Annotated in this window: 20 protein-coding genes and 1 pseudogene; 13 read left to right on the top strand and 8 right to left on the bottom strand. The window is 75.0% G+C overall.

Annotation, left to right across the window (positions count from 1 at the left end):
- The 5 genes from pntB (at position 1) to IE219_RS17240 (ending at position 7,131) form a co-directional block, all read left to right on the top strand.
- Positions 1–1,419: a Re/Si-specific NAD(P)(+) transhydrogenase subunit beta gene (gene pntB / locus IE219_RS17260; protein ID WP_189978266.1), complete on the top strand. Its 1,419-nt coding sequence runs from the start codon at positions 1–3 to the stop codon at positions 1,417–1,419.
- Between the two features lie 80 nt (positions 1,420–1,499).
- Positions 1,500–2,051, top strand: coding sequence for an AAA family ATPase (locus IE219_RS17255; RefSeq protein ID WP_189978265.1), 552 nt, complete (start codon positions 1,500–1,502; stop codon positions 2,049–2,051).
- 121 nt (positions 2,052–2,172) lie between these two features.
- The gene (locus IE219_RS17250) at positions 2,173–4,443 is read left to right on the top strand and encodes an ATP-binding protein (protein ID WP_189978264.1); all 2,271 of its coding nucleotides are present in this window, start codon (positions 2,173–2,175) and stop codon (positions 4,441–4,443) included.
- A gap of 238 nt (positions 4,444–4,681) precedes the next feature.
- Entirely contained in the window at positions 4,682–6,580 is a 1,899-nt protein-coding gene (locus tag IE219_RS17245; RefSeq protein WP_189978262.1) for an AfsR/SARP family transcriptional regulator, read from the top strand.
- Between the two features lie 23 nt (positions 6,581–6,603).
- Positions 6,604–7,131 (top strand): hypothetical protein, encoded by a 528-nt coding sequence (locus tag IE219_RS17240; protein WP_229849818.1) that lies wholly within the window; start codon positions 6,604–6,606, stop codon positions 7,129–7,131.
- Positions 7,132–7,272: 141 nt separating this feature from the next.
- Here IE219_RS17240 and IE219_RS17235 read toward each other — a convergent pair whose 3' ends face one another.
- The 4 genes from IE219_RS17235 to IE219_RS17220 are packed head-to-tail and all read right to left on the bottom strand — an operon-like array spanning position 7,273 to position 11,111.
- A complete protein-coding gene (locus tag IE219_RS17235; protein WP_189978261.1) occupies positions 7,273–7,767 on the bottom strand; it encodes a hypothetical protein in 495 nt (164 codons plus the stop codon).
- A 48-nt stretch (positions 7,768–7,815) separates the two neighbouring features.
- Positions 7,816–8,397: a hypothetical protein gene (locus tag IE219_RS17230; protein WP_189978259.1), complete on the bottom strand. Its 582-nt coding sequence runs from the start codon at positions 8,395–8,397 to the stop codon at positions 7,816–7,818.
- 3 nt (positions 8,398–8,400) lie between these two features.
- Entirely contained in the window at positions 8,401–10,647 is a 2,247-nt protein-coding gene (locus tag IE219_RS17225; protein WP_189978257.1) for a DUF6571 family protein, read from the bottom strand.
- An 11-nt stretch (positions 10,648–10,658) separates the two neighbouring features.
- Positions 10,659–11,111, bottom strand: a complete 453-nt coding sequence (locus IE219_RS17220; protein WP_189978255.1) for a hypothetical protein — start codon at positions 11,109–11,111, stop codon at positions 10,659–10,661.
- Positions 11,112–11,644: 533 nt separating this feature from the next.
- On the opposite strand from IE219_RS17220, the gene panD reads away from it, so the two are divergent.
- From panD to IE219_RS17200, 4 genes are all read left to right on the top strand, one after another.
- Positions 11,645–12,070, top strand: a complete 426-nt coding sequence (panD, locus tag IE219_RS17215) for an aspartate 1-decarboxylase (RefSeq protein WP_189978253.1) — start codon at positions 11,645–11,647, stop codon at positions 12,068–12,070.
- A gap of 21 nt (positions 12,071–12,091) precedes the next feature.
- A complete protein-coding gene (locus tag IE219_RS17210) occupies positions 12,092–12,457 on the top strand; it encodes a GNAT family N-acetyltransferase (RefSeq protein WP_189978251.1) in 366 nt (121 codons plus the stop codon).
- Between the two features lie 139 nt (positions 12,458–12,596).
- A complete protein-coding gene (locus IE219_RS17205) occupies positions 12,597–12,797 on the top strand; it encodes a hypothetical protein (protein ID WP_189978249.1) in 201 nt (66 codons plus the stop codon).
- 117 nt (positions 12,798–12,914) lie between these two features.
- Positions 12,915–14,285, top strand: a complete 1,371-nt coding sequence (locus IE219_RS17200) for a transglycosylase family protein (RefSeq protein ID WP_189978247.1) — start codon at positions 12,915–12,917, stop codon at positions 14,283–14,285.
- On the opposite strand, the gene IE219_RS17195 is transcribed toward IE219_RS17200, so the two are convergent.
- Positions 14,166–15,170 carry a DMT family transporter gene (locus IE219_RS17195; protein WP_189978245.1) on the bottom strand — a complete coding sequence of 335 codons (1,005 nt, stop codon included), beginning with the start codon at positions 15,168–15,170 and terminating at the stop codon, positions 14,166–14,168. The genes IE219_RS17200 and IE219_RS17195 overlap by 120 nt on opposite strands.
- Positions 15,171–15,640: 470 nt before the next feature.
- On the opposite strand from IE219_RS17195, the gene IE219_RS17190 reads away from it, so the two are divergent.
- The 3 genes from IE219_RS17190 (at position 15,641) to IE219_RS17180 (ending at position 18,385) form a co-directional block, all read left to right on the top strand.
- Positions 15,641–16,372 (top strand): IucA/IucC family C-terminal-domain containing protein, encoded by a 732-nt coding sequence (locus IE219_RS17190; RefSeq protein WP_189978243.1) that lies wholly within the window; start codon positions 15,641–15,643, stop codon positions 16,370–16,372.
- Between the two features lie 63 nt (positions 16,373–16,435).
- Positions 16,436–17,911 carry an SDR family NAD(P)-dependent oxidoreductase gene (locus IE219_RS17185; protein ID WP_189978241.1) on the top strand — a complete coding sequence of 492 codons (1,476 nt, stop codon included), beginning with the start codon at positions 16,436–16,438 and terminating at the stop codon, positions 17,909–17,911.
- A 303-nt stretch (positions 17,912–18,214) separates the two neighbouring features.
- Positions 18,215–18,385 carry a hypothetical protein gene (locus tag IE219_RS17180; protein ID WP_189978239.1) on the top strand — a complete coding sequence of 57 codons (171 nt, stop codon included), beginning with the start codon at positions 18,215–18,217 and terminating at the stop codon, positions 18,383–18,385.
- A 70-nt stretch (positions 18,386–18,455) separates the two neighbouring features.
- Here the strand turns inward: IE219_RS17180 and IE219_RS17175 are convergent.
- From IE219_RS17175 to IE219_RS17165, 3 genes and pseudogenes are all read right to left on the bottom strand, one after another.
- Positions 18,456–19,884, bottom strand: a pseudogene (locus IE219_RS17175) (lipase maturation factor family protein).
- A gap of 34 nt (positions 19,885–19,918) precedes the next feature.
- Positions 19,919–20,461 carry a DUF1990 domain-containing protein gene (locus IE219_RS17170; protein ID WP_189978237.1) on the bottom strand — a complete coding sequence of 181 codons (543 nt, stop codon included), beginning with the start codon at positions 20,459–20,461 and terminating at the stop codon, positions 19,919–19,921.
- A complete protein-coding gene (locus IE219_RS17165) occupies positions 20,458–21,354 on the bottom strand; it encodes a YndJ family protein (protein ID WP_189978235.1) in 897 nt (298 codons plus the stop codon). Before IE219_RS17165 ends, IE219_RS17170 begins: the two co-directional genes overlap by 4 nt.
- 178 nt (positions 21,355–21,532) lie before the next feature.
- On the opposite strand from IE219_RS17165, the gene IE219_RS17160 reads away from it, so the two are divergent.
- Entirely contained in the window at positions 21,533–22,756 is a 1,224-nt protein-coding gene (locus tag IE219_RS17160; protein ID WP_189978233.1) for a DUF6777 domain-containing protein, read from the top strand.
- Positions 22,757–22,798 lie beyond the last annotated feature (42 nt).

Genomic DNA, 22,798 nt, shown 5'->3' with positions numbered 1-22,798 from the left:
GTGACCGTGACCCACGCCGCCCAGGCGGCCCACCTCGTCGCCGCGCTGCTGTTCATCCTCGCGCTGGCCGGACTCTCCCGCCACGAATCGGCCCGGCTCGGCAACGCCTTCGGCATGCTCGGCATGGGCATCGCCCTCGTCGCCACCGCCGTCCTCGCCGCCGACCGGGGCCTCGGCGCCGGCGCCGCCGCCCTGCTCGCCCTCGCCCTCCTGGCCGGCGCCCTCGTCGGCCTCCACCGCGCCCGCGGCGTCGAGATGACCGGCATGCCCGAACTCATCGCCCTGCTGCACTCCTTCGTCGGCCTCGCCGCCGTCCTCGTCGGCTGGAACGGCTTCCTGGAGGTCGAACGCCACCCGGACGGCACCGAGGCCGCCGCCCTCGACGCGCTCGGCACCCTCGGCATCCACCACGCCGAGGTCGCCCTCGGCGTCCTCATCGGCGCGGTCACCTTCACCGGCTCCGTCGTCGCCCACCTGAAGCTCGCCGGCCGGATCGCGGGCCGGCCGCTCGTCCTCCCCGGCAAGAACGCCCTCAACCTCGGCGCCCTCGCCCTCCTCGCCGCCCTCACCGTCTGGTTCACCGCCGCGCCCGCCCTCGCGCCGCTGGCCGCCGTCACCGTCCTCGCCCTCGCGCTCGGCTGGCACCTGGTGGCGTCCATCGGCGGCGGCGACATGCCGGTCGTCGTCTCCATGCTCAACAGCTACTCCGGCTGGGCCGCCGCCGCCTCCGGCTTCCTCCTCGGCAGCGACCTGCTCATCGTCACCGGCGCCCTCGTCGGCTCCTCCGGCGCCTACCTCAGCTACCTCATGTGCCGGGCGATGAACCGCTCCTTCCTCGCGGTCATCGCGGGCGGCTTCGGCATCGAGGCCCCGGCGGCCCCCGGCACCGACCACGGCGAACACCAGGAGATCACCGCCGAGGCCGCCGCCGAACTCCTCGCCACCGCCCGCTCGGTCGTCATCACGCCCGGGTACGGCATGGCCGTCGCCCAGGCCCAGTACCCGGTCGCCGAACTCGCCGCCAAGCTCCGCGCCCGGGGCGCCGACGTCCGCTTCGGCATCCACCCGGTCGCCGGCCGCCTCCCCGGCCACATGAACGTGCTCCTCGCCGAGGCCAAGGTCCCGTACGACATCGTCCTGGAGATGGACGAGATCAACGGCGACTTCGCCCGCACCGACGTCGTCCTCGTCATCGGAGCCAACGACACCGTCAACCCGGCCGGCGCGGAGGCCCCCGGCAGCCCCCTCGCCGGCATGCCCGTCCTCACCGTCTGGGAGGCCGGCCAGGTCGTCGTCTTCAAACGCTCGATGGCCTCCGGTTACGCGGGCGTCCAGAACCCCCTCTTCTTCCGCCCCAACACCGCCATGCTCTTCGGCGACGCGAAGGACCGGGTGGAGGACATCGTCGCGGCCCTCTGACCCCCGCCCGGCTCCCCCGCCGGGGGACCGGGACGTGACACCATGGGCGGCCGCCCCGAGCCCGTACCCGAAAGGCCCCCGTGGACACCGAACTGCGCTCCGCGCTCGTCCTGATCACCGGCGTGATGGCGGCCGGGAAGTCCACCGTGGCCGAACTGCTGGCCCGGCGGCTCCCCCGCGCCGCCCACGTGCGCGGCGACGTCTTCCGCCGGATGGTGGTCTCCGGCCGGGAGGAGCTGACGCCCGAGGCGACCCCCGGGGCCAGGTCCCAGCTGGAACTGCGCCACCGGCTGTCCGCGCTCGTCGCCGACGAGTACGCGCGCCACGGCTGGACGGCGGTCGTCCAGGACATCGTCCTGGGGGAGGACCTGAGCCGGTACGTCGCCCGGCCGCGCACGCGCCCCCTGTACGTCGTCGTGCTCGCCCCCACCGCCACCGCCGTACGGAGCAGGGAGGACGGCCGCCCCAAGACCGGCTACGGCGGCGCCTGGACGGTCGAGGCCCTCGACCGCGCCCTGCGCGAGGACACCCCGCGCATCGGGCTCTGGCTGGACACGACGGAACAGACACCGGAGGAGACGGTCGAGGCGATCCTCGGCAACCTCCCCGCCGCCCTGGTCCGGGAGCCCTGAGCGCGAAGGAGAGAAAGGGGCGGAAGCGGACGGAACGGTCAGCCCAGGCGGGCCGCCGACCGGGCTCTTGGCATACTCCACCGGGCGGCCCACCCCGGTGGGAAGGTACGGAGGAGAGACGATGACGCGGCACGGGAGGCTGGGCGACCTGCTGGTCGCGCTGCGGTCCAGGGCGGGACTCGGGCAGGAGGAACTGGCGCGGGCCGCCGGGATCAGCGTCCGCTCCCTCTGCGACCTGGAGCGCGGCCGCACGCGCGGCCCGCAGCGGCGCACCGTGCGGGCGCTGGCCGCCGCGCTGCGCCTGGACGACGAGGACGCCGCCGCCCTGGAGACGTGCGCCGCCGACGGCCGCCACCGGCGGCCCGCCCCCGGACCCGCCCCCGCCAGGACGCTCTCCCTGCCCCGCCCGATCCCCGACTTCACCGCCCGCGACGAGGCCCTGGACCGCCTCGTGGCCCTCGCCTCCCAGCCGGAGCGGGCACCCCGCGTGCACCTGGTCACCGGCCGCCCCGGACTCGGCAAGACGACCTTCGCGACCCACGCCGCGCGGCGGCTCGCCCCGTACTTCCCCGACGGGCAGTACGCCCTCGACCTGCACGGCACCGGCGAGACGCCGCTCGCCCCCGCCGAAGCCCTGGAGCGCCTCCTGCTCGCCCTGGGCGTCCCCCACGAGACCGTCCCCGACGGCCTCGCCGCCCGCTCCGCGCTGCTCCGGGAGCGCTGCGCCGCCCGGCGGGCCCTGATCGTCCTCGACGACTGCGCGGGGGAGGAGCAGCTGCGCCCCCTCCTGCCCGGCGCGGGCGCCACCTGGGTCCTCGTCACCAGCCGGCAGGCGCTGAGCGGGGTGGCCGGGGCGCCGCACCGCGTCGACCTGCCGCTGCTGCGCCGCGAGGAGGCCGTCGACCTGCTCGGCCGCATCGCGGGGCGGCAGCGGGTCGGGGCGGAGGCCCAGGCCGCCCGGGACATCGCCGAACTCTGCGGCCTGCTGCCGCTCGCCGTCCGGGTCGTCGGCCAGCGCCTGGCCGCCCGGCCGGCGGAACGGCTGGCCAAGGTCCGCACGCTCCTGGAGTGCGAGCGGCGCAGGCTGGACACGCTCCAGACGGGCGACCTCGGGGTCCGGCCCGCCTTCGCGCTCTCGTACCGCGCGCTCGACCCGGCGGCGGCCCTCGTCCTGCGCCGGGCCGGTCTGGCGGACGGGCCCGGCTTCGGCGCCGCCACGGCGGCGGCGCTGGCCGGGACCGGCGAGGCGGCGGCCCGCCGCCACCTCGACCACCTGGTGGAGGCCGGACTGCTGCACCCGGAACCGGGGACCGGCCGGTACGCCTTCCACGACCTGCTGCGGCTGTTCGCCGCCGAGCGGGCGGCCCGGGAGGACGGCGAGGAGGCGTGCGCCGCCGCCGTGGCCCGGTGCGACCGGTCCCTCCTGGCGAAGGTCACGGTCTTCGGCCTCCGGTTCGACCCGGACTTCCAGGACCCCGCCGGGGAGGACGCCGAGCGGGCGCGGACGGAGGCACAGCGGTGGCTGGGGGCCGAGCGGTACGCCTGGATGCCCGCCCTGGGACGCGCCGCGCGCGACGGCCGGCACCGCGAGGTGGTGGAGACCGCGCGGGCCCTGCACTGGTTCTCCGACCTGGTCCCGCACTGGCCCCAGTGGACCGAACTCTTCCGGACGTCGTCCTACTGCGCCCGCGAGCTCGGCGACCGTTCCGCCGAGGCCGCCCACCTGAACTTCCTGTCCTGGGCGCACACCGTGTGCGAGCAGGACCCGACGGCGGGACTGCGCTGCGCGGACACGGCGCTGCGGATCGCCCGCGAGGCCGGCGACCGGCTGGAGACGGGCTGGGCCCTCGGCTACGGCGCCGCCGCCCTCCGCCGGCTGGGCCGCGTCGACGACGCGGTCGTCCGCTTCCGGGAGGCGGTGCGGGTCCTCCGGCCCGACCGGTCGGTCGCCGCCCGCCGCGCCCTGCTGGCCCTGCTCAACACCCTCGGGCACTGCCTGCGGGTGAGCGGCCGGGTGGGGGCGGCCGTGGCCGTGCGGCGCCAGGGGCTCGACATCCTGGCCTCCCTCGACCCGCGCGCCCTGCCCCCGCACTCCGTCACCGAGGGCTTCTACCTGCGGGAGATGGGCAACGACCACGCGCTGCTGGGCCGCCACCAGGAAGCGGTGCGCCACCTGAGGGCGGCCGTCCGGCTGCTCGACGAGGGCCGGGCCCCGGTACGGGCCGCCGAGGCCCGGCTCGACCTCGGCCTCCTGCTCACCGGCGAGGGCCGGCGCCACGACGCCCTGCCCGTCCTGCGCGAAGCGGCCCGGGAACTCGGGGCGGCGTGCCACCCGCTGTACGGAAGGGCGAAGGAGGCCCTGGAGGAGGCGGAACGGCCGCCGGGCCCCTGAACGGCGCGCCCGCGCCGGGGCGGCGGACCGGCGGAACCGGCAGAAGTACCGGCGCTACTTCCTCCGGTTCCCCGCCGGTCGCCGCCCGGTTTTCCGGTGCCCGGCCGCGAGGGCCTACCGTCGTCCAGCCGTTCACGACTTCCCGGCCGGCCGTATCCCCCCACCGCACTCGGCCCCGTGCCGGGCCCGGCGGGGCCGGGTCCGGCCGGACCGTTCGTTTCCACCTGGAGCCTCAGCCATGGAGTTCCGCCTCCTGGGCACCGTCTCGGTCGGTGCCGCCTCGGGCGACCTCGACCTCGGTCCCGTCAAGCGACGCAGCCTGCTGGCGGCGTTGCTGCTGCGCTGCAACCTGCCGGTCCCCGTCGACCACCTCACCGACGCGATGTGGGAGGACGAGCCGCCGCCGCGCGCCCGCGGCGTCGTGCAGGGGCACGTCTCGCGGCTGCGCACCCTCCTCGCCGAGTCCGAGGCCGAGGCGTACGGCATCCAGCTGGTCACGCAGGGGACGGCGTACGTGCTGCGCTGCCCGGAGAGCCTGCTGGACCTGCACCGCTTCACCGAGCTGATCTCGCTGGCCTCGGCCCAGCCGGAGCCGCACGACGCCGCCCTCATGTACCAGGAGGCCCTGGCGCTCTGGCAGGGACCGGCGCTCACGGGCGTGCTCCTCAGCCCGCCCCTCCAGACCGCGGCCCAGGAGCTGGAGGACCGCAGGCTGGAGGCCGTGACGAAGCTGGCGGACTGCTGGGCCACGCTGGGCGAGCACGCCCGCGCGGCCTCGGTGCTGCGCCCGGAGGCGGAGGCGTACCCGCTGCGCGAGTCGCTCTCGGCCGCCCTGGTCCGCTCCCTGTACCTGGCGGGGCGGCGCTCGGAAGGGCTCGACTGGTTCCACCGCACGCGCAGGATCCTCTCCGAGGAGCTCGGCATCGACCCCAGCCCCGACTTGTCCGCCGCCTACGTCATGGCGCTCCAGGCGGAGACCCGCCTCCCGGCCGCCCCCGCCGCCCCCGCCCCCGCCGACGACGACGAGGCCGAGCCCCCGGCGCCGGCCCCCCGCGGCGAGGCGGACCTGCTGCCCCGCGCGCCGCGCGGCTTCCTCGGCCGGAAGGACGAGCGGGCGCGGCTGACCGCGCTCGCCGACGCGGCGCCCGGCGTCGTCCTGGTCACCGGACCGGCGGGAGCGGGCAAGAGCGCCCTCGCGGTCCGCTGGGCGCACGACGAGGCCGCCCGCTTCCCCGACGGGCGCCTCTACGCCGACCTGCGCGGCGAACCCGGCGAACCGGCGCCGACCCCGCACACCGTCCTGCGCGACTTCCTGCGCGCCCTCGGCGTGCCCCCGCAGGACGTCCCCGACGGCGCGGCCGGGGCGGGCGCCCTCTTCCGGCGGCTCTGCGCCGACCTGAGGCTCCTCGTCGTCCTCGACAACGCGCCGGCCTCCGCGCAGGTGCGCCCCCTGCTGCCCGACGGCCGGAACTGCCTGACGGTGGTGACCAGCACCCGCAGGCTCGGCGGCCTGGTCTCGTCCGACCAGGCCCGCCGCCTCCCCCTGGAGCCCCTCGCCGGTCCCGAGAGCCGTACGGTCCTGGCCTCCGGCGCCGGAGCCGCCCGGATCGACGCCGACCCCGGCGCGGCCGACGAGCTGACCGCCCTGTGCGCGGGGCTGCCGAGCGCCCTGCGGGCCGTCGCCACCCGTCTGGCCGACGCACCGGAACGCCCCCTCCGCGACATCGCCGACGAACTCGCCGACCCGGACCGCCGGCTCCGCCTCCTCGACGTGGAGGACTCCGGCCTGCGCACCGCGCTCGCCCGCTCCTACGAGGCGCTGCCCCCCGACACGGCCGCCCTGCTGACCGCCCTGGCCCGCCACCACGCCCCCCGGACGGACCCGGCCGCGGCCGCCGCGCTCACCGGGACCACCGCCTACCGGGCGGAGGACGGCCTCGACGTCCTGACCGACGCCCACCTGCTCGTCCGCACGGCCCCCGGCCACTGGGAACTCCCCGACCTCGTCCGCCTGTACGCCCGCGAGGCGCAGCCCCTCCTCCCCGCCCCGGCGGACGTCGTTCCCCTCCCGCCCCTGTTCCTCGTCGGCCGCCCCACCGAGGAGGAGCCCCACCCGGCCCCGGCCACCGACGCCTGACCGCGCCCGGACGGCGAAACGGGGTGCGAACCCCCGCCGCCGGGGACTACAACGGCCCGATGACCGTCTTCTTCTGCTCCAGGTGCGGCACCGGGATCACACCGGAACTCACCGCGCTCGCCGCCGTCCCCGAGGTCTTCGCCGACGGGCGCGACCGGGACCGGAAGACGCGCCGGGCGCCCTCCACCGTCCCCCGGGGCCACTACGCCATCGACCCCGACCCCTGGGCGCGCAGCGGCCGGCGGGCCCCGGAGCCGGACCGGCCCCGGGGCCCCCGTGTCCACCGCGCCGACGGCCCCGCCGCCCCGGCCGACCCCCGGCACACCGTCCTGCTCCACCCCGACGACGCCCCCGCCCTCCGGCCGCTCCCCGGCAACCGGAACGGCACCGGCTGCTGCGGCCCCTCGGGCGACGAGGGCCCCAACCGCGCCTGCCCCTGCGGCACCCCGATCGCCACCCCCGCCGCCGACTGCCTGGGCCCCTACGAACTCCACCTCGACCCCGTCCGGACCCACGCGTTCTCCCCGGAGCCGGGACACGACCCGATGTAAACTGTGGGGATAGCCCTTGACCTGCGAAAACGCAGGCAGGGAGCCTCCCGTCGGGAGTGTTCTCGACGCTGCGCACGCTGTTCGGATCGAAGAACCAGGGCTGCCGGCGCGGAGGAGGCTCCCGCTCAGCAGCCGACGGCGTCAGCGGCAGGCGCCTTCCCCGAAGGTCGCGTGGGAGACGTAGAAGGCGAGCATGTCCGGGCCGGGCGGCGGCAGGTCCTCGGTTCCCGGAAAGACCACGGGCGGCTCCGGATCCGGAGCCAGCGTGAGGCGGACGCAGTACTCGGTGCCGGTGTCCTCGGTGCCGACGGTATAGCCGCCGTCTTCCTCCCCGCGTGTCTCGATGCCGTGCCCGGGTCCGATACCGCTTCCCCGGATCGCCTCGGCGATCAGGAGCCCATGGTCGCCCGCGAGGCTCGTGTAGTGCCTCTTTCCGTCCAGCTCCGCGACGCCCCGGTGGACGGCGTCGCGGAGCTCGCCCTCGCTCCACGTCGATCCGGCACGCATGCCGAACAGTCCGCCGAGCGCGAGGAGCGACGCCAGGACGATCAACGCGAGACCGGCCGGGTTGCGGTGGTTGTAGACGTACCGGCCGGTTCCCCAGCCGCTCCTGACGAAGACCGGCTCCTCACTCACCGGGACTCCGATCCGGGACCAGCCCGATCCGGCCCCTGCGCAGGGCGGTCACGCGCAGCCGGCGATGCGTGCGAGGTTCGTGGCCGCCTCCCGGACGATCGCCGCGCTGTTGCGGATCGCGGTGTCGCGGTCGACGAGGCCCTCCTTCTGCTCCTCGCCCTCCTTCGAGGGCGCGAGGAAGGTCACCGTGATGTACGGGGCGGTCGAGCCCATGCGGGCGGCGCAGCCTTCGGGCAGCACGGCCCTGGCCTGCTCGGGGAGCGCCCAGCCCTTGAATCCGGAACCGAGGGGGACGGAGTCCTTCCGGGGGCCGGAGTCGCGCCGCTCGTCCGCGATGACCAGGTTGAAGATTCCCCGGCGGGAGTCACCGCCGGGGTCGGCGCGCATCACGCCGCACGTCTTGAACACCGCCTCGTCCGTGCCCTTGCCCTTGCTCCCCCACTCCTCCGCGCTGACCTCGCCCCCCTTGCCGTCGTCGATCAGCTCGGCCGTCTCCCGACTGAGCGCCCCGGAGCACAGGGTCCGAGCCGCCGGAGGCTTCTTCTCGCCGCCGGGCCAGAGACCTGCCGTCACGACCGCCGCCCCGGCGATGCCGAGCACGATGGTCAGCGGCAGCCACTTCTTGTGCATCGGTCACTGTCCCATCGACTTGTCGGCGTCTTCCATGCCGTTCTGGTACCACTGCTCGGTGATCGTCTGAAGGTGGTCCTCGAACTCGCCGGGGCTCGCGTCCAACTCGGCCTCCGTCAGACCGCGATGCGTCGCCATCCCGCGCAGCATGCCGTACATCTGCCTCTGGCCCTCGTCGTAATGCTTGATCATGTTCTCGCGGGTCGCGGCGTCGACCTTGGCGTTCTCGTTGTTCAGGTTCCCGCTCAGACCCCAGTCGATCGCGCGCTGGACTCCGTCGCCGAGGATCGGGACAGGAGTCAGGATCCCGCCGTAGACGTGATAGTTGACCATCTTGTTCCAGTTGTTGGCGTCCTTCTCCGCCTGGCCCAGGTCGTAGATGACATCACCGCGCACGCCGTCGAGGTGCCCGAGCACCGACGCGGACTGCTTGACCCAGGCCCGCAGTTCCGGATCTTCCCTGCGGAAGGAATCCTCCGGGAAGCGTGCGAGCCCCTCGCCGATCACCGCGGTCTGCGAACCGTGAACGGCCTTGAAGGCGTTGGGGTCCTCGGCCATGGAGCGGATGATCCGAGTGAGGTCGCCGCGGTCGATCTCCAGCTGGTTGAAGTCGGTCGGGCCGTCCATCTTCTTGCCGAGGATCTGGTGCACGTCAGCGCCGTAGTCGGCGATCATGTCGGCCATCGGCAGCCGCATGGAGACGGGAACGGCACTCTGATCGGTCCTGAGTTCCTTCGTGTACTCGCCCATCACCCGCTCGAAGATCGCGACCTCGGCGCCGTCGTGATGCGATGGCACCGGGTGCATCGGTGAGCCGGGGACACGGCCGGTGGCGGCGGCCTCCAGCGCGAGACCGAGTTCGGCTCGGGCCGAGCTGTACTGCAGCTCCTCCGGCATCTTGCTCTCGACACTGCCGCCGGGCCACTTCCGGTCGTCCAGGAAGTACTTCAGGTTGTCGGTGGTGTTCGGGTCGAAGTAGTGGGTCGAGGCGGACGGGTTGAGGCTCATGGCGTTCAACAGGCCCCTCATCGGGTCCTCCTGAGTGCCCTTCCAGCCCTTCATGTAGTCGCCGTACGGGTCGTCCGTGTGCGTCTCCCAGTCCCGGATGGTGTCGGCGACCTCCGTGAGGAAAGCCTCGCTGTACACCGGATCGCCCTCGTCCTTCCGCCAGGGCGAGGACTTCTCCCCGGGGTCCTTGTTCGGGTCGTAGACCGGAGGGCCGTCGTTGTCCGCGGCCATCAGCTTGGTCAGCGCGCTGAGCCCCGCCGCTCCGCCGCCCAACTGCCCCGGGTGCTGGTTCGGAAGGCCGTTGCCGTCGCGGGCCACGGCGATGAGGCGGTCGGTCCAGGCGGAGGTGACACCGCCCGGGGAGCCGAGCGGCGAATCGGGTCCTGTCGCGGTGGCGAGGCTCCCGGACAGCGCTCGGTAGAGGCGGGCGTCGGTCGCGGAGAGCCGGCCGTCGCGTCCGCCGTGCTCCAGACTGCCGGCGAGCAGAAGCACGGCCTCCTGCTGCTCCCGGCCATGGAAGCTGAGGTTGGTCATGAGCTCGGCGGAGAACGCCGGCGACCCCTGGCCTTCCTCCACGAGCTTCAGCAGCCGCTCGCGCTCCTTGTCGTCGAGGTGCTCCCAGCGGGCGTAGAGCTTGGCGGCCTCCCGGCCGTTCTCCGCCTGCTGCCTCTCCTCCTCGCGCAGCTTCTTCGCGTCGGCGATGCCTCCGAGGTCGGTGCTGCCGAAGTCGTTCGGATGGTTCTTGATCAGTGCGCGCAGGCCCCAGGCGCAGAGTTCGTCCGCCTCGGCGGCCCGCTTCAGAATGCCCTCGATCTTGCCGCGCAGCGCCTCGAACTGCGCCTCGGTGGCCACCGGTTCCGTACTGCCGGCCGACCGGCGGTCCGGGTGGACGCGGTGGCTGATCACGCCATTGGGGTAGATGGTGATGCCCGGCGGGGGGTTCTCGTACGTCAGCTTCAGGTCGTCCTGTGCCGACTTGAGCAGGGTGTGGGCATCCTGGAGGAGGTCACGGACGGACTCGGCCTCGGTGACAGCGTCACCGAATTCCTTTGCCGTCTTCGTGACGAACTCCTTCGTCACCGAGGCGTTCTCACCCCGCCAGGTCGACTGGTCCGCCTTCGTCTTCATCGCTGCCGCCTCCGTCTTGAGGGCGTTCAGCTTGGAGATCATCTCGCTCCACTGGGTGACCGCGGTCTGCGCCGGGCCCAGCTTGGCGTTCAGGAGCTGTTCGAACGAGGGCATGAAGGGGCTCCTTACCGGAAGAGCTGGCTGATCTTGGACGCCGGTACGGCACCGTCGTCGCCGGGCGCTACCGGGCCGATGATGCGTACCTGTGCCGCGATCCAGTCGTCGTCTGCCTGCGCGGACTTCTTCGTGAAGTTCAGGTGGTTGGAGATGTGCGCACATGCCTGGAGCAGGGTCCTGACCTGTGTCTCCCAGGTCTTGTTCACCTCGCTCAGGGCGGCACCGGCGTCGAAACCGTCGCCCTTCAGCCCGCTCGCCGCGGTCTCGCTCGCCTCGCCGGCGTGTTTCCCACCCGTCTGGAGCCGGTTGAACAGTCCGTATGCGGCGTGGCCGATCGCACCCAGGTCGTCGTCCTCGATGACGTAGTCCGCCGACCCCTTCGCCGGCGTCGAACCGCCGGCCTGGTTCAGTCTCATGGCGGCGGCCGTCTTGGCCGCAGCCCACTCGTCCTCGAACGACATCGTCGCCACCCCCGTGTCTTGACGGTCGGAATCGCACGGTCGGCCATGGGCGTCACACAGGGCCCACAGGCCGAGCAGGAGTAATTGATCATACATACGAGCGATTTCGGTCTGGTCGGCCTGCGGCCGGCCCTGAACGCTCGGCGGTGGTTCCGCCACTTGCCGCAGAAGAGCCGGTTTCGCCCAGTCGGGGGTTGCTGCCGGGCGGTCCGCACCGTTCTGGGGTTTCCGGCGGTGTGGAGCGCCTCGTGTGCGCACGGAGCATGCGCCGCCGTATCGCGAGAGTGATGGTGGTCACGGGGGCTCTCGTGGGCGTACTGCGTAGGCTTGCGAGGTGGTCGCGGTGGCGCCGGGGCGGGAGTGCGCAACTCTCCGGCATTGCCGGTACGGCGTCAGGAAAGTCGGCAAGTGGTCAGCGTGAGTCCTGGGGAGCCCGGGAGGAGCCGCTGGGATCCGCGACTCGTTGTAGGGTGAAGAAATAGCCCTTGACCTGCAAAAACGCAGGCAGGGAGCCGATGTTCAGGAGTGCCTCGATGATACGAACGATCTTCAAGTCCAAGATTCACCGCGCCACCGTCACCCAGGCCGACCTGCACTATGTCGGGTCCGTCACCGTCGACGCCGATCTGCTGGACGCCGCCGATCTGCTGCCCGGTGAGCTGGTGCACATCGTGGACATCACCAACGGGGCCCGTCTGGAGACCTACGTCATCGAGGGCGAGCGCGGTTCCGGCGTCGTGGGGATCAACGGTGCCGCCGCGCACCTGGTGCACCCCGGTGACCTGGTGATCCTCATCAGCTACGCGCAGATGGACGACGCCGAGGCGCGCGGGTACGTGCCGCGCGTCGTGCACGTCGACGGTCGCAACCGCATCGTGGAACTGGGCGCCGACGCCTCGGCGCCCGTGCCCGGCAGCGACACCGTGCGTCCGCCGCACGCGGTGCCGGCCGCGATCTGACCGACCGAGGGAGCACACCGCATGGCCGAGGAGCAGCGGGGAGCCGCGCCGACCATCCGCGACGACCGGGAGAAGGGGCGCCTGGAGGCGTACGCCGACGGGGACGTCTTCGCCGGGGTGATCGTCTACTTCGCGCTCGACGAGGCGCCGCACGCGCTCGTCGCCGTGCACACCGTCGTCGAGGCCGACCATGAGGGCCGGGGCATCGCGGGCGCGCTCGTCCGCGAGTTCTACGCCCTCGCGGCCCGCGACGGCGTCCCCGTCGTGCCGCTCTGCCCGTACGTCGTGAAGTGGGCCGCCCGGCACCCCGAGGAGGCCCCGGAGCCGCCCGCCGAGGTGGTCCGCGCCGCCGAGCGGCAGCTCGCCGCCACGCCGGGACTCTGGTGACCCGGGGTCCGTCCGGCCCCTGACGCCGGACCCGGCGGAAGCGGCCGGACGGACCCCGGCGGCACCTCCCGGGACACGCCGCCCGGGAGGTGCCACCCTGGGAGGGGAGACCGGGGGGCCGTCGACCGGGAGGTCCGCCATGACCCAGCCGTACCCCGACCCGCTGCCGCCCTCGCCGATCCCCTCCCCGGTGCCCGCGCCGACACCGGTGCCGCCGCCGAGCCCGGTGCCCGTGCCGCCCGAACCGCCCCTGCCCGGTCCGCCGCAGCCCGGCGGCCCGGTCCCGGACCCCGAACCGCAGCCGCAGCCCGGCCCCGCCGGACCGGCCGGGCGCCGCTGACCGTCCCGCACCGCGGACCCCCGCACCGCGCTGACCGGCGGACTTCACCGACCGGCTTGTCACACAGTGTGCGATCCCCGTAACTTGGGGCGCCGTCGCTGTGTTCAAGGGGGGCCCATGGCCGTACGCGGACGTCACCGCCGCCACCAGCCGAGCCGGATCAACCGCGCCTCGCTCACCGTCACCGCCGGAGGAGCCGGCCTCGCCCTGCCGCTCGTCGGCGCCGGGGCCGCCCAGGCCGCCTCGCTCGACGTCTGGGAGAAGGTCGCGGGCTGCGAATCCTCCTCCAACTGGCAGATCAACACGGGGAACGGCTACTTCGGCGGCCTCCAGTTCACCCAGTCGACCTGGGAGGCGCACGGCGGCCGCGAGTTCGCGCCCCGCGCGGACCTGGCCTCCAAGGACCAGCAGATCGCCGTCGCCGAGCGCGTCCTCAAGGGGCAGGGACCGGGCGCCTGGCCCGCCTGCGGCCCCCGCGCCGGGCTCGCCCGGGGCGGCCCGGCCCCGGAGACCGCCCCCTCCGGGGGCAACGACGTGAAGGCCGCCTCGCTGCCCGCGCAGCGCGCCTTACCCCAGGAGGCGCCGCACCGCGCCGGACCGACCACGGTCCCCACCGTGCGCGAGATGTACACCGTCACCCCCGGCGACTCGCTCTCCGCCATCGCCCGCGACGAGCGGGTCGGCGGCGGCTGGCAGCGCCTGTACGAGATCAACCGGAAGGTCGTCGGCGGCGACCCCGACCTGATCCATCCCGGCCAGCGCCTCACCCTGCGCATCGCGGCCCCGGCCAAGCCGGACCCGAAGCCCACCGCGAAGCCCGCCCCCAAGCCGCCGACCGACGCGAAGCCCCCGCTGCCCGCGAAACCGGCCGTCGAGCCCGCCGCCCACCGGCCCCCGGCCGCGCCCCAGGCGAAGCCGCAGACGAAGCCCACCGCGCAGCCCCAGGCGAAGCCGGCCGCGAAGCCCGCGGCCAAGCCCCAGAGCACGCCGCAGGCCAAGCCCCCGGCCGCCAAGCCACAGGCCAAGCCCGTCGCCAAGCCCGCCGCGAAGCCCGCGCCCAAGCCCGCCGCCAAGCCGGCCGGGAGCGGCTACTCCGCACCGGTCCAGGCCGGCACCGGCACCCGGTACGGCAAGCCCGGCTCCTCCTGGTCCAGCGGCTATCACACCGGCGTCGACTTCCCCGTCCCCACCGGCACCACCGTCACGGCGGTCTCGCACGGCCGGATCGTCTCCGCGGGCTGGGCCGGCGCGTACGGCTACCAGATCGTCGTCCGCCACGACGACGGCCGCTACAGCCAGTACGCCCACCTCTCCGCCGTCTCCGTCCGGGAGGGCCAGCGGGTGACCGGCGGCCAGCGGATCGGCCGCTCAGGATCGACCGGCAACAGCACGGGACCGCACCTCCACTTCGAGGTGCGCACGGGTCCCGGGTACGGCTCCGACATCGACCCGCTCGCCTACCTCAGGGCCCGCGGCGTCCCCATCTGACCCGGTCGCCCCGCCCGTCCCGTCCGTCTCGTCCGCCCCGGCCGGGCTCCCCGCCCCGGTGCGGGCGAGCCGGTCGAGGGTCAGCTCCACCAAGCCGCCCGCCGCGACCGCGCCGCACACCAGCGCCGCGACCGCGCCCGCCGCCCCGTACCGGAAGCCCTCCCCGAAGAGGGTGAGGCCGACGGTGGCGGCCACCACCGGATTGACGACGGTGACCGTCGCCAGCGGCGCCGCGAGCCCCGCGCCCCGGTAGGACGCCTGGGAGAGCAGCAGACCCGTCACCGCGAGCGCCGACAGGACCAGCGCGGACCCCCACTCGGCGAAGGGGGCCGCCGCCGTCCACTCCTCGGCGACCGCCTTGGTGAAGACCGACGCCACCCCGAAGGCGACGCCCGCGCCCGCCGCCAGCGCCACCGCCCGCAGCGCGGACCGGCCCGCGAGCCGCGCCAGGACGAACAGCCCGGCGACCGTGCCGAAGGCGATCCCGGCCAGCAGCCAGCGCTCCCCGTCGCCGGGGACCCGGCCCGCGCCGCCGCCCGTCACGCTCAGCAGCCCGGCCAGCCCCGCCGTGGCCATCACCGCCCCGTGCCACGCCCGCCGCCCGGCCCGGCGCCCCGCGAACAGCGCGGCCATGGGCAGCGCGCACACGATGGTCAGCGCGCCCAGCGGCTGGACCAGACTGAGCGGCCCGTACGCGAGGGCCGCCACGTGCAGCGTCGCGCCCAGGCCGCTGAGCAGCACGGCACCCCACCACACCGGGTTGCGCAGCGGCGCGTAGGCCGGCCCGCCGGCGACCGCCGCCACCCGTTCCTGCACGATCGCCGCGCCCGCGTAGGCGACCGCGGAGACGAGGGAGAGGACGACCGACCACAGGAGGGGACTCATACCCTCCACGATCGCGCGCCGGAGCCCTCCCGTCGTCGTACCAGAGGATTCCCCCGGTGGTACCGCCGACGCGGTACGCGCCCCGCCCGTACTCCGGAAGTCGTACGACGTCCCAGGTCAGAGCGGGTATAAGCGGGGCGAAAGGGGTGGCGGGGGCGGTACGGCCCGGACCGCCGCCCGCACCGGGAGAGCCGCAATCCGAGCCACCCGCCCCTGTGCCCGGTCCACTTTGGCCCCCGCCCCCGGACCGTCTCCCCGCCCTCCCCGGACCGCCTCCGTGCCCCCGTCCCGCCCGGACCCGTCTCCGTCCCCCGGCCTCCCAGTCCGTCTCCGTCCCCCCCGTCCCCCCCCCGTCCCCCCCCGTCCCCCCCCCGGCCCCCCCCAGGCCGTCCCCGGGCCGTCCGCCCGTGCGGGATACGGTGGGCGTGTGCCGTCGGAGCCGTACCGGGGGCGGGGAGCGAGGGGGAGCGGTGGAGTCCGAGGGGAACGCGATCGGGGCCGGCTTCGTGGGAGGCTTCTTCGCCCTGCGGACCGGCCGGCCCCCGGCCGGCGGCGGCCACCGCCCGCTCGCCCGGCTCTACAGAGGCGGGGACGCGGACGGGCCCCTGCACGCGCGCGTGGACCTCGTCGCCGCCCGGCTCGGCGCCCCCGAGCGGCGCGTCGGCGCCTCCGTCGCCCACCTCGGCCTCGCCGCCCGCCTCTGGTCCACCGCCCTCGGCCCCGCCGCCCTGCACGGCCGCTTCCCCGTCCTCGACCCGGCCGACCTGCACTGGGACGGCGCCCTGAGCTCCCCCGACGACCTGTGGTGGTCCGGGACCGGCACCCGCCCCGCCACCGTCGCCGCGCTCCGCGAGGCCGTCCAGGAGGCCCATCTCGTCCCGCTGCACGCCGCCTTCGCCCGTGACGGCCGGATCTCGCCCCGGCTGCTGTGGGGCAACGCCGGCTCCGCGCTCGCCGGGGCGCTGCGCGAACTGCTCCGCTGGGCCCGCGCCGAGGACCGCCCTGACGCCGCCGAGCGGGCCGCCGCCCTGGTCCGGGGCCTCTTCGACCACCCCGACCTGGCCCGCACCGTCCGCGGCCCCGCGCTCCGCCGCACCAGCTGCTGCCTCTACTACCGCTGCCCCTCCGGCGGCCTCTGCGGCGACTGTGTGTTCGACCACGCTCCCCGAACGGGTTTGGAGCGGCGGCCCCCCGCTCCGTAAAGTTGCTCCTTCACGAACCCCGGCGGTAGCCCGCCCGCGAGCGATCGAGGAACGACGAAGGCCATGACGGTGACAGAGGAGACCCAGGAGTACGGGCCGGGCATCGACCCCGAGCGCCTGGCCGTCTGCCTGAGCGTGCTCGACGAGCTCGACGAGATCGACGTCGACCACCCGGACGCCATCGCCGTCCGCCGCGCCACCGCCGGCGTCTACCGGACGGTCAAGCAGCGCCGCCGGCAGGAGCGCCGGGCGGCCAAGACGGCCCACGACCGGTCGGTCACCGAGGCCACCGCGACCGGCTCCGCCCAGCGCATCGACGACGAGACCGAGGGCCTCCTGCCCTCCTCCGTCACCGAGGCCGGCCGGATCGCGGGCATACTCCAGCGCCCCCGGTCCTGCTACACCTGCAAGACCCGGTACGTCGAGGTCGACTACTTCTACCACCAGCTCTGCCAGGACTGCGCGGCCCTGAACCGCTCCAAGCGGGACGTCCGCGCCGACCTCACCGGCAAGCGCGCCCTGCTCACCGGCGGCCGGGCCAAGATCGGCATGTACATCGCGCTGCGGCTGCTCCGCGACGGCGCGCACACCACGATCACCACCCGCTTCCCCAAGGACGCCATCCGCCGCTTCAAGGCGATGGAGGACTCCGCGGAGTGGATCCACCGCCTGGAGGTCGTCGGCATCGACCTGCGCGACCCGGGCCAGGCCGTGGCCCTCGCCGAGCAGGTCGCGGCGGCCGGACCGCTGGACATCCTGATCAACAACGCCACCCAGACCGTGCGCCGGCTGCCGTCCGCGTACGCGGCCCTGGTCGACGGCGAGGGCGCGCCGCTGCCCGCCGGTGAGCTGCCCGCCCACCACGTCATCGGCGCCTTCAACTCCGGCGCGGTCGACGGCCTCGCCGCGCTGCCCGTCGGCACCAGCGGTCTGGACGCCCAGAAGGTCGCCGACCTCGCCCTCGTCGCGGGCAACGCGAGCCTGGAGCAGTACACCGCGGGCACCGCCATCGACGCGGGCGGGCTGCTGCCGGACGTGGTGGAGAGCAACACCTGGGTGCAGACCATCGACCAGATCTCCCCGGTGGAGCTCCTGGAGACCCAGCTCTGCAACTACACCTCGCCGTTCATCCTGATCAGCGCCCTGCGCCCGGCGATGGCCGAGGCCGCCGCGAAGGCCGCGAGCGGGCGGGCGTACGTCGTGAACGTCTCCGCGATGGAGGGCGTCTTCTCCCGCGGCTACAAGGGCGCCGGGCACCCGAACACCAACGCGGCCAAGGCCGCCATGAACATGGTGACGCGGACCAGCGCCCAGGAGATGTTCGAGGCGGACAAGATCCTGATGACGTCGGTGGACACCGGCTGGATCACCGACGAGCGCCCGCACTTCGACAAGCTGCGGCTCGCCGAGGCCGGCTTCCACGCCCCGCTCGACCTGGTCGACGGCGCCGCCCGGGTCTATGACCCGGTGGTGCGCGGCGAGGCCGGCGAGGACCTGTACGGCGTCTTCATGAAGGACTACGCCCCCGGCAACTGGTGACCCCGGCGGGCCCGGATTCCCGGCCGCCGGCACCGCACGAGGAACGCCCTCTCCCTCCGGAGGGGGCGTTCCTCGTATTTTCTTCACCCGAACGCGTCACACTTTCGAGCCCGGTAGAGCGCATGCGTGCTCATTTGGTTACTCTGATGTCCACGGTCGGCCACCGGGGCGACACACCTCCGCCCCACAGCCGGCCAGGGGACTGGCCGTCCACCTCGGCCGCGGTCCCGCCCGAGGAAAACGGCGCCACCGCGACCGAACGGTTCCACGACCCCATCTGAACGCGACACGAAGGAGTGCGCGGTGACCCCCGAACTGACCAAGCAGGAGACCCGCCCGGCCCCGGCCACCGAACGGCGGCGGCGCGACGGCGAACTGGGCAGCCTGGAAGTCTGGGCCCGCTCGGCCCCGATCCGGCTCGCCGGCTACGAGGACGACCTGGCCGAGCCCCACATCCTGCCCGGCATCGACTGACCGGCGCGGGGCCGCACGGCCCCCGGTGCCCCCGGCCCCTTCCCGGACCGGGGGCACCGGCGCGTCCGCGTCACCGCCGCAGCCGGGTCGGCGGCAGGTACTCCCCGACCAGGGTCCGCCGCCACCACGCGCCGGTCGTCCGCAGCTCCCGCCAGGTGGTGAAGCGGTACCGGTAGCGCAGGGCGCGGACGTACACGGGCGGGGCGCCGGGGAACGGGTCGTGCGCGAGCAGCCGCAGGGTGTCCCGGTCCCCGGCGAGCAGCCGCTCCACGAAGGGGCCGAACCACGCGCGCGTACCCGGGGGAGAGCGCCGCGAACCACATCAGCCAGTCGAGCCGCCGGTGGTACGGGGCGACCTGGCGGGGCCGCCGGTACGGGTCCCCCGGCTTGCCCTTGAAGCCGTACTCCCGCCACACCGCCCCCGGGCCCGGCTCCGGCGCGTCGGTGCCCTCCACCACGATCTCCTCCCGGACCCGGCTCACCGTGCCGAAGGCGCCGTACGTGTTGACCAGGTGGAAGGGGTCGTACGAGCGGTTCATGACCTGGTTCCGGGAGAGCAGGTTGAGCACCGGGCGGCGGCTGCGGACCAGGACCAGGACCGCCACCGCGAGGACCAGGGCCGCGTACCACGGCGGCGGGTCCGGGCGGAGGTGCTCCCCGGAGGGGCCGGGGACGGGGAGGCCGAGGGCGGACGGGTCCAGGGCGGAGGCGGCGAGCACGATCGTCAGCCAGTTCAGCCAGGCGAAGTTGCCGGAGAGCACCAGCCACAGCTGGGTGACGATCATCAGCCCGGCGGCCGCCGAGGCGACCGGCTGCGGCGCGAAGAGCAGGAAGGGCACGCCGAGCTGGACGACGTGGTTGGCGGCGGCCTCCACCCGGTGCAGCGGCCGGGGCAGCCGGTGGAAGAACCAGCTCAGCGGGCCCGGCATCGGCTGGGTCTCGTGGTGGTGGCACAGGCAGGTGAGCCGCCGCCAGCAGGCGTCGCCCCGGATCTTGATGAGCCCGGCGCCGAACTCGACCCGGAACAGCAGCCAGCGCAGCAGGAACAGGATCACGACGGGCGGGCCGACCTCGTCGTTGCCGAGGAACGCCGCGAGGAAGCCGGCCTCCAGGAGCAGCGACTCCCACCCGAAGGCGTACCAGGTCTGCCCCACGTTCACGATCGACAGGTACAGCGCCCACGGCACCAGCCACAGGAGCGGGCAGAGGGCGAGCGGCACCGCGTCCCCGGCCCCGGCGGCGAGCGCCAGGGACCACGCGGCGCCGGTCCACGCCACCGCGGCGAAGAGGCGGTCCGAGTAGCGCAGGCGGAAGAGGGAGGGGAAGCGGCGCGGGGCGGTCCGGCGCAGGAACTCCGGCACGGGCAGCATCCCGCGCTCCCCGATGAGCGCGCGGAACTGGAGCGCGGCCGACAGGAAGGCCACGCCGTACAGCACGGCCAGCCCGCGCTGGAAGAGGAACCGGGCCTCCCACAGCCCGGGGGCGGTGAACCAGTCCATCCCCTCCAGTATCGGCCGCCGGGCCGGGCCGGGCTCAGGGCGCGGCGGCCAGCCGGGTCAGGACGCGGCCCAGCCTGCGGGCGTAGGCGCGCTGGAGCGGCGGCACCAGGGGGCCCGCGAGGCGGGTGTACCAGACGGCGGGGCGGCTGAAGGCGGTGACGGTGAAGCGGACCGTGCCGTCGGGCTCCAGCTCCACGAGGAACGACTCCTCGCCGCACTCCGGATGGCCGGTGAGGGTGCCGTACGCGAAGCCGGCCCGGTGCTCCTCCTCGGGCACCCAGACCACCCGGCACGGGACGCCGAGGGCGAACGGTCCGGCGCCGAGCGCGACCTCCAGGGTGACGCCGGGCGCGGCCCGCCCGGCGTCGGCGCGGACCCGGGCGCCGGTGGCGCGGTGCATCCGCCAGGTGGTGACGGCCTCGGCGGCGGCCTCGAAGGCGGCGGGCCCCCGGCCGACGACGGCGGAGTGGCGCAGGTGGTGGTAGCCGGCGGGGAGGGCGCCGGGGGTGCGGGTGGCGCCGGTCTCGGGATAGGTGAGGACGCGGCGCGGGGCGAGGTCGCCGAGGAGACGGGTCATGCCGGGAGCTCCGTTCGCGGAGAGGGACGGCCGAGGGACGGCCGGGCCGTGGAGGTGGGGGCGGAGGCGCGCAGGCGGCGGTGGGCGAGCAGGGCGCAGACCGCGAAGCCGAGCGCGTTGCCGAGGCCGTGGGTGGCGGCCATCCAGGTCAGGGTGGGGTGGGGCAGTCCGGTCGCCTCGCCGAGCGCCCACCAGAGCGCGAGCGCCATGGTGACGAGGAGGACCAGGGCGGAGACGGCGAGCAGGACGCGGGTCGCCGGACCCGCGGCGGGGCCGCGCCGCTCCCGCAGGGTGAGCACGGCGACGGCGGCCATCCCGGCGGTGAGGACCACCGCCCCGGCCAGCTCCGCCCAGTCGTCGACGAAGTAGCCGGCGAGCACCAGCAGGGTGCCGGCGGGCACGCTGAGGGCGGCGGTCCTGGCCAGCGGGCCGTCGACGGCCGCCCGGCAGAGCAGCCCGGCGACCAGGGCGGCGGCGAAGCCGGCGAAGTGGAAGTGGGGCACGGTCAGGGCGAGCAGATCGAGCTCGAAGCCGAAGAGGGGGTACGCGGCCCGCTCCGCGACGAGCGCGAGTCCGGCGACGGCCGGCGAGACGAGCGCGGTGAGCACGGCCAGCTCCGCCGGGCGCGCCGAGCGGGTGAGGAGGAGCCGGGCGGGGGCCTGGAGTGCGAGGGCCAGGGTGGCGAGCGCGTAGCAGGCGGCGAGGGCGGTGGCGGCCCCGGAGCGGGGCAGCCACAGGGAGGCGGCGCCGGGCAGGGCGAGCAGCGGCCAGGCCCGGCGGAGCGCGTCCCAGCCGGGCGGGTGCGGTCCCTCGACCAGGGCGAGGCCGGTCGGGACGACCCAGACCATGCCGACCGTCACGATCGGGACCACGAACGCCGACAGCGCGGTCATGCCCCACCTCCTGACTTGAACGTGTTCAACGTGACGTCCTGAGCGTAGAGGGTGTCTTGAACGCGTTCAAGAGCGGGGGTGGGGTGAGATCCGGCCCGATCGGGCGCGCTCCGCTTGCATCCGCTCACGGAGTGCGACAGAACGGGAGGAACCCACCCGCGACGACCGGGAGAAGCACGTGCGCCCCAGCCAGCGCCGGACGCGGAACGCCCCCGGGCCGGTCCGCCCCCACCGCCCCACCGCCCTCGCCGCGACCCTCGGAGCCGCCCTCCTCCTCACGGGCTGCTCCTCGGAAGAGCACGGCGCCGCCGCCGGCCGGGCCGCCCTCACCGCCGCCCACGAGGTGCGGCTCCAGCCCCTCGCCGCCCAGGGCCCCGACCCCTTCACCCCCTCCACCGCCCGCGGCGCCGGACTCCGCGCCGACCGGCGGCCCGCCGCCGGGGCCCTCCCGGCCGGCGCCCCCGGCATCCGCGAGGTCACCGGCTCCACCCCCGGCCTCTACGGCGGCACCCGCGCCGAGGCCAGCTGCGACATCGAGCAGCAGGTCGCCCTCCTCGCCGCCGAACCCCCCAAGAACCGCGCCTTCGCCGAAGCCGCCGGCGTCCCCGAGGGCGGCGTCGCCGACTGGCTGCGCGGACTCACCCCCGTCCTGCTCCGCGCCGACACCCGCGTCACCGACCACGGCTTCCGCGCCGGCCGGGCCGACGCCTTCCAGTCCGTCCTCCAGGCCGGCACCGCCGTCCTCGTCGACCCCTACGGCACCCCCCGCGTCCGCTGCGCCTGCGGCAACCCGCTGCGCGCCCCGGTCAGCGTCGCGGGCGCCGTCCACCGGGGCGACCCCTGGGACGGCTTCGACCCCGACCGGGTGATCATCGTCCGGCCCACCGCCGCCGTCGTCCCCAGCCTTGTCATCGTCAACGTCGCCGACGACAGCTGGATCGAGCGGAAGACGGGCAGCGACGGCGACGAGGACCGCAAGCCCGCCACCGCACCGGAGTGCGACCCGGCCGCCTGCGTCCTCGACGACCCCGTCACCCCGGACGCCGGCACCGCCGAACCGGACGCGCCCGCCGCCCCCCGGACCGAGGCGCCCGGGACCAGGACCCCCGCCCCGGAGAAGCCCTCCGCGCCCGACGCGCCCGCCACCCCGGACCGGCCCACCGAGCACCCCGTCCCGCCCACCCCGGACGGACCGTCCGCCCCGCCCGTCCCCGACCCGCCCGCGCCGGACGCCCCCGCCGATCCGTACCCCTCCCCGGACGCCCCCGCCGGGCCCGCCGACCCCTTCGCCGATCCCTTCGCGCCCCGGCCCGACCCGTACACCGACCCCGGCTACCCGCCCCCCGGAGAACCCCTCCCCGTCGAACCCGGGCCCACCGGACCCGACACCTTCGCCGGCTGAGGACCGAAAGATCTTCATGGTGCGCGAGCGGACCACCGGCCA

Origin of the sequence: Streptomyces termitum (genome assembly GCF_014650175.1) — a bacterium.
Lineage (GTDB): Bacteria > Actinomycetota > Actinomycetes > Streptomycetales > Streptomycetaceae > Streptomyces > Streptomyces termitum.
This window is presented reverse-complemented; position numbering and strand designations above follow the sequence as displayed.

Excerpts from the sequence above, each read along its gene's own strand:
- IE219_RS17250 (WP_189978264.1), top strand. The coding sequence starts at position 2,173 with ATGACGCGGCACGGGAGGCTGGGCGACCTGCTGGTCGCGCTGCGGTCC.
- IE219_RS17245 (WP_189978262.1), top strand. The coding sequence starts at position 4,682 with ATGGAGTTCCGCCTCCTGGGCACCGTCTCGGTCGGTGCCGCCTCGGGC.
- IE219_RS17230 (WP_189978259.1), bottom strand. The coding sequence starts at position 8,397 with ATGCACAAGAAGTGGCTGCCGCTGACCATCGTGCTCGGCATCGCCGGG.
- IE219_RS17225 (WP_189978257.1), bottom strand. The coding sequence starts at position 10,647 with ATGCCCTCGTTCGAACAGCTCCTGAACGCCAAGCTGGGCCCGGCGCAG.
- IE219_RS17220 (WP_189978255.1), bottom strand. The coding sequence starts at position 11,111 with ATGTCGTTCGAGGACGAGTGGGCTGCGGCCAAGACGGCCGCCGCCATG.
- panD (WP_189978253.1), top strand. The coding sequence starts at position 11,645 with ATGATACGAACGATCTTCAAGTCCAAGATTCACCGCGCCACCGTCACC.
- IE219_RS17210 (WP_189978251.1), top strand. The coding sequence starts at position 12,092 with ATGGCCGAGGAGCAGCGGGGAGCCGCGCCGACCATCCGCGACGACCGG.
- IE219_RS17205 (WP_189978249.1), top strand. The coding sequence starts at position 12,597 with ATGACCCAGCCGTACCCCGACCCGCTGCCGCCCTCGCCGATCCCCTCC.
- IE219_RS17200 (WP_189978247.1), top strand. The coding sequence starts at position 12,915 with ATGGCCGTACGCGGACGTCACCGCCGCCACCAGCCGAGCCGGATCAAC.
- IE219_RS17195 (WP_189978245.1), bottom strand. The coding sequence starts at position 15,170 with ATGAGTCCCCTCCTGTGGTCGGTCGTCCTCTCCCTCGTCTCCGCGGTC.
- IE219_RS17185 (WP_189978241.1), top strand. The coding sequence starts at position 16,436 with ATGACGGTGACAGAGGAGACCCAGGAGTACGGGCCGGGCATCGACCCC.
- IE219_RS17170 (WP_189978237.1), bottom strand. The coding sequence starts at position 20,461 with ATGACCCGTCTCCTCGGCGACCTCGCCCCGCGCCGCGTCCTCACCTAT.
- IE219_RS17165 (WP_189978235.1), bottom strand. The coding sequence starts at position 21,354 with ATGACCGCGCTGTCGGCGTTCGTGGTCCCGATCGTGACGGTCGGCATG.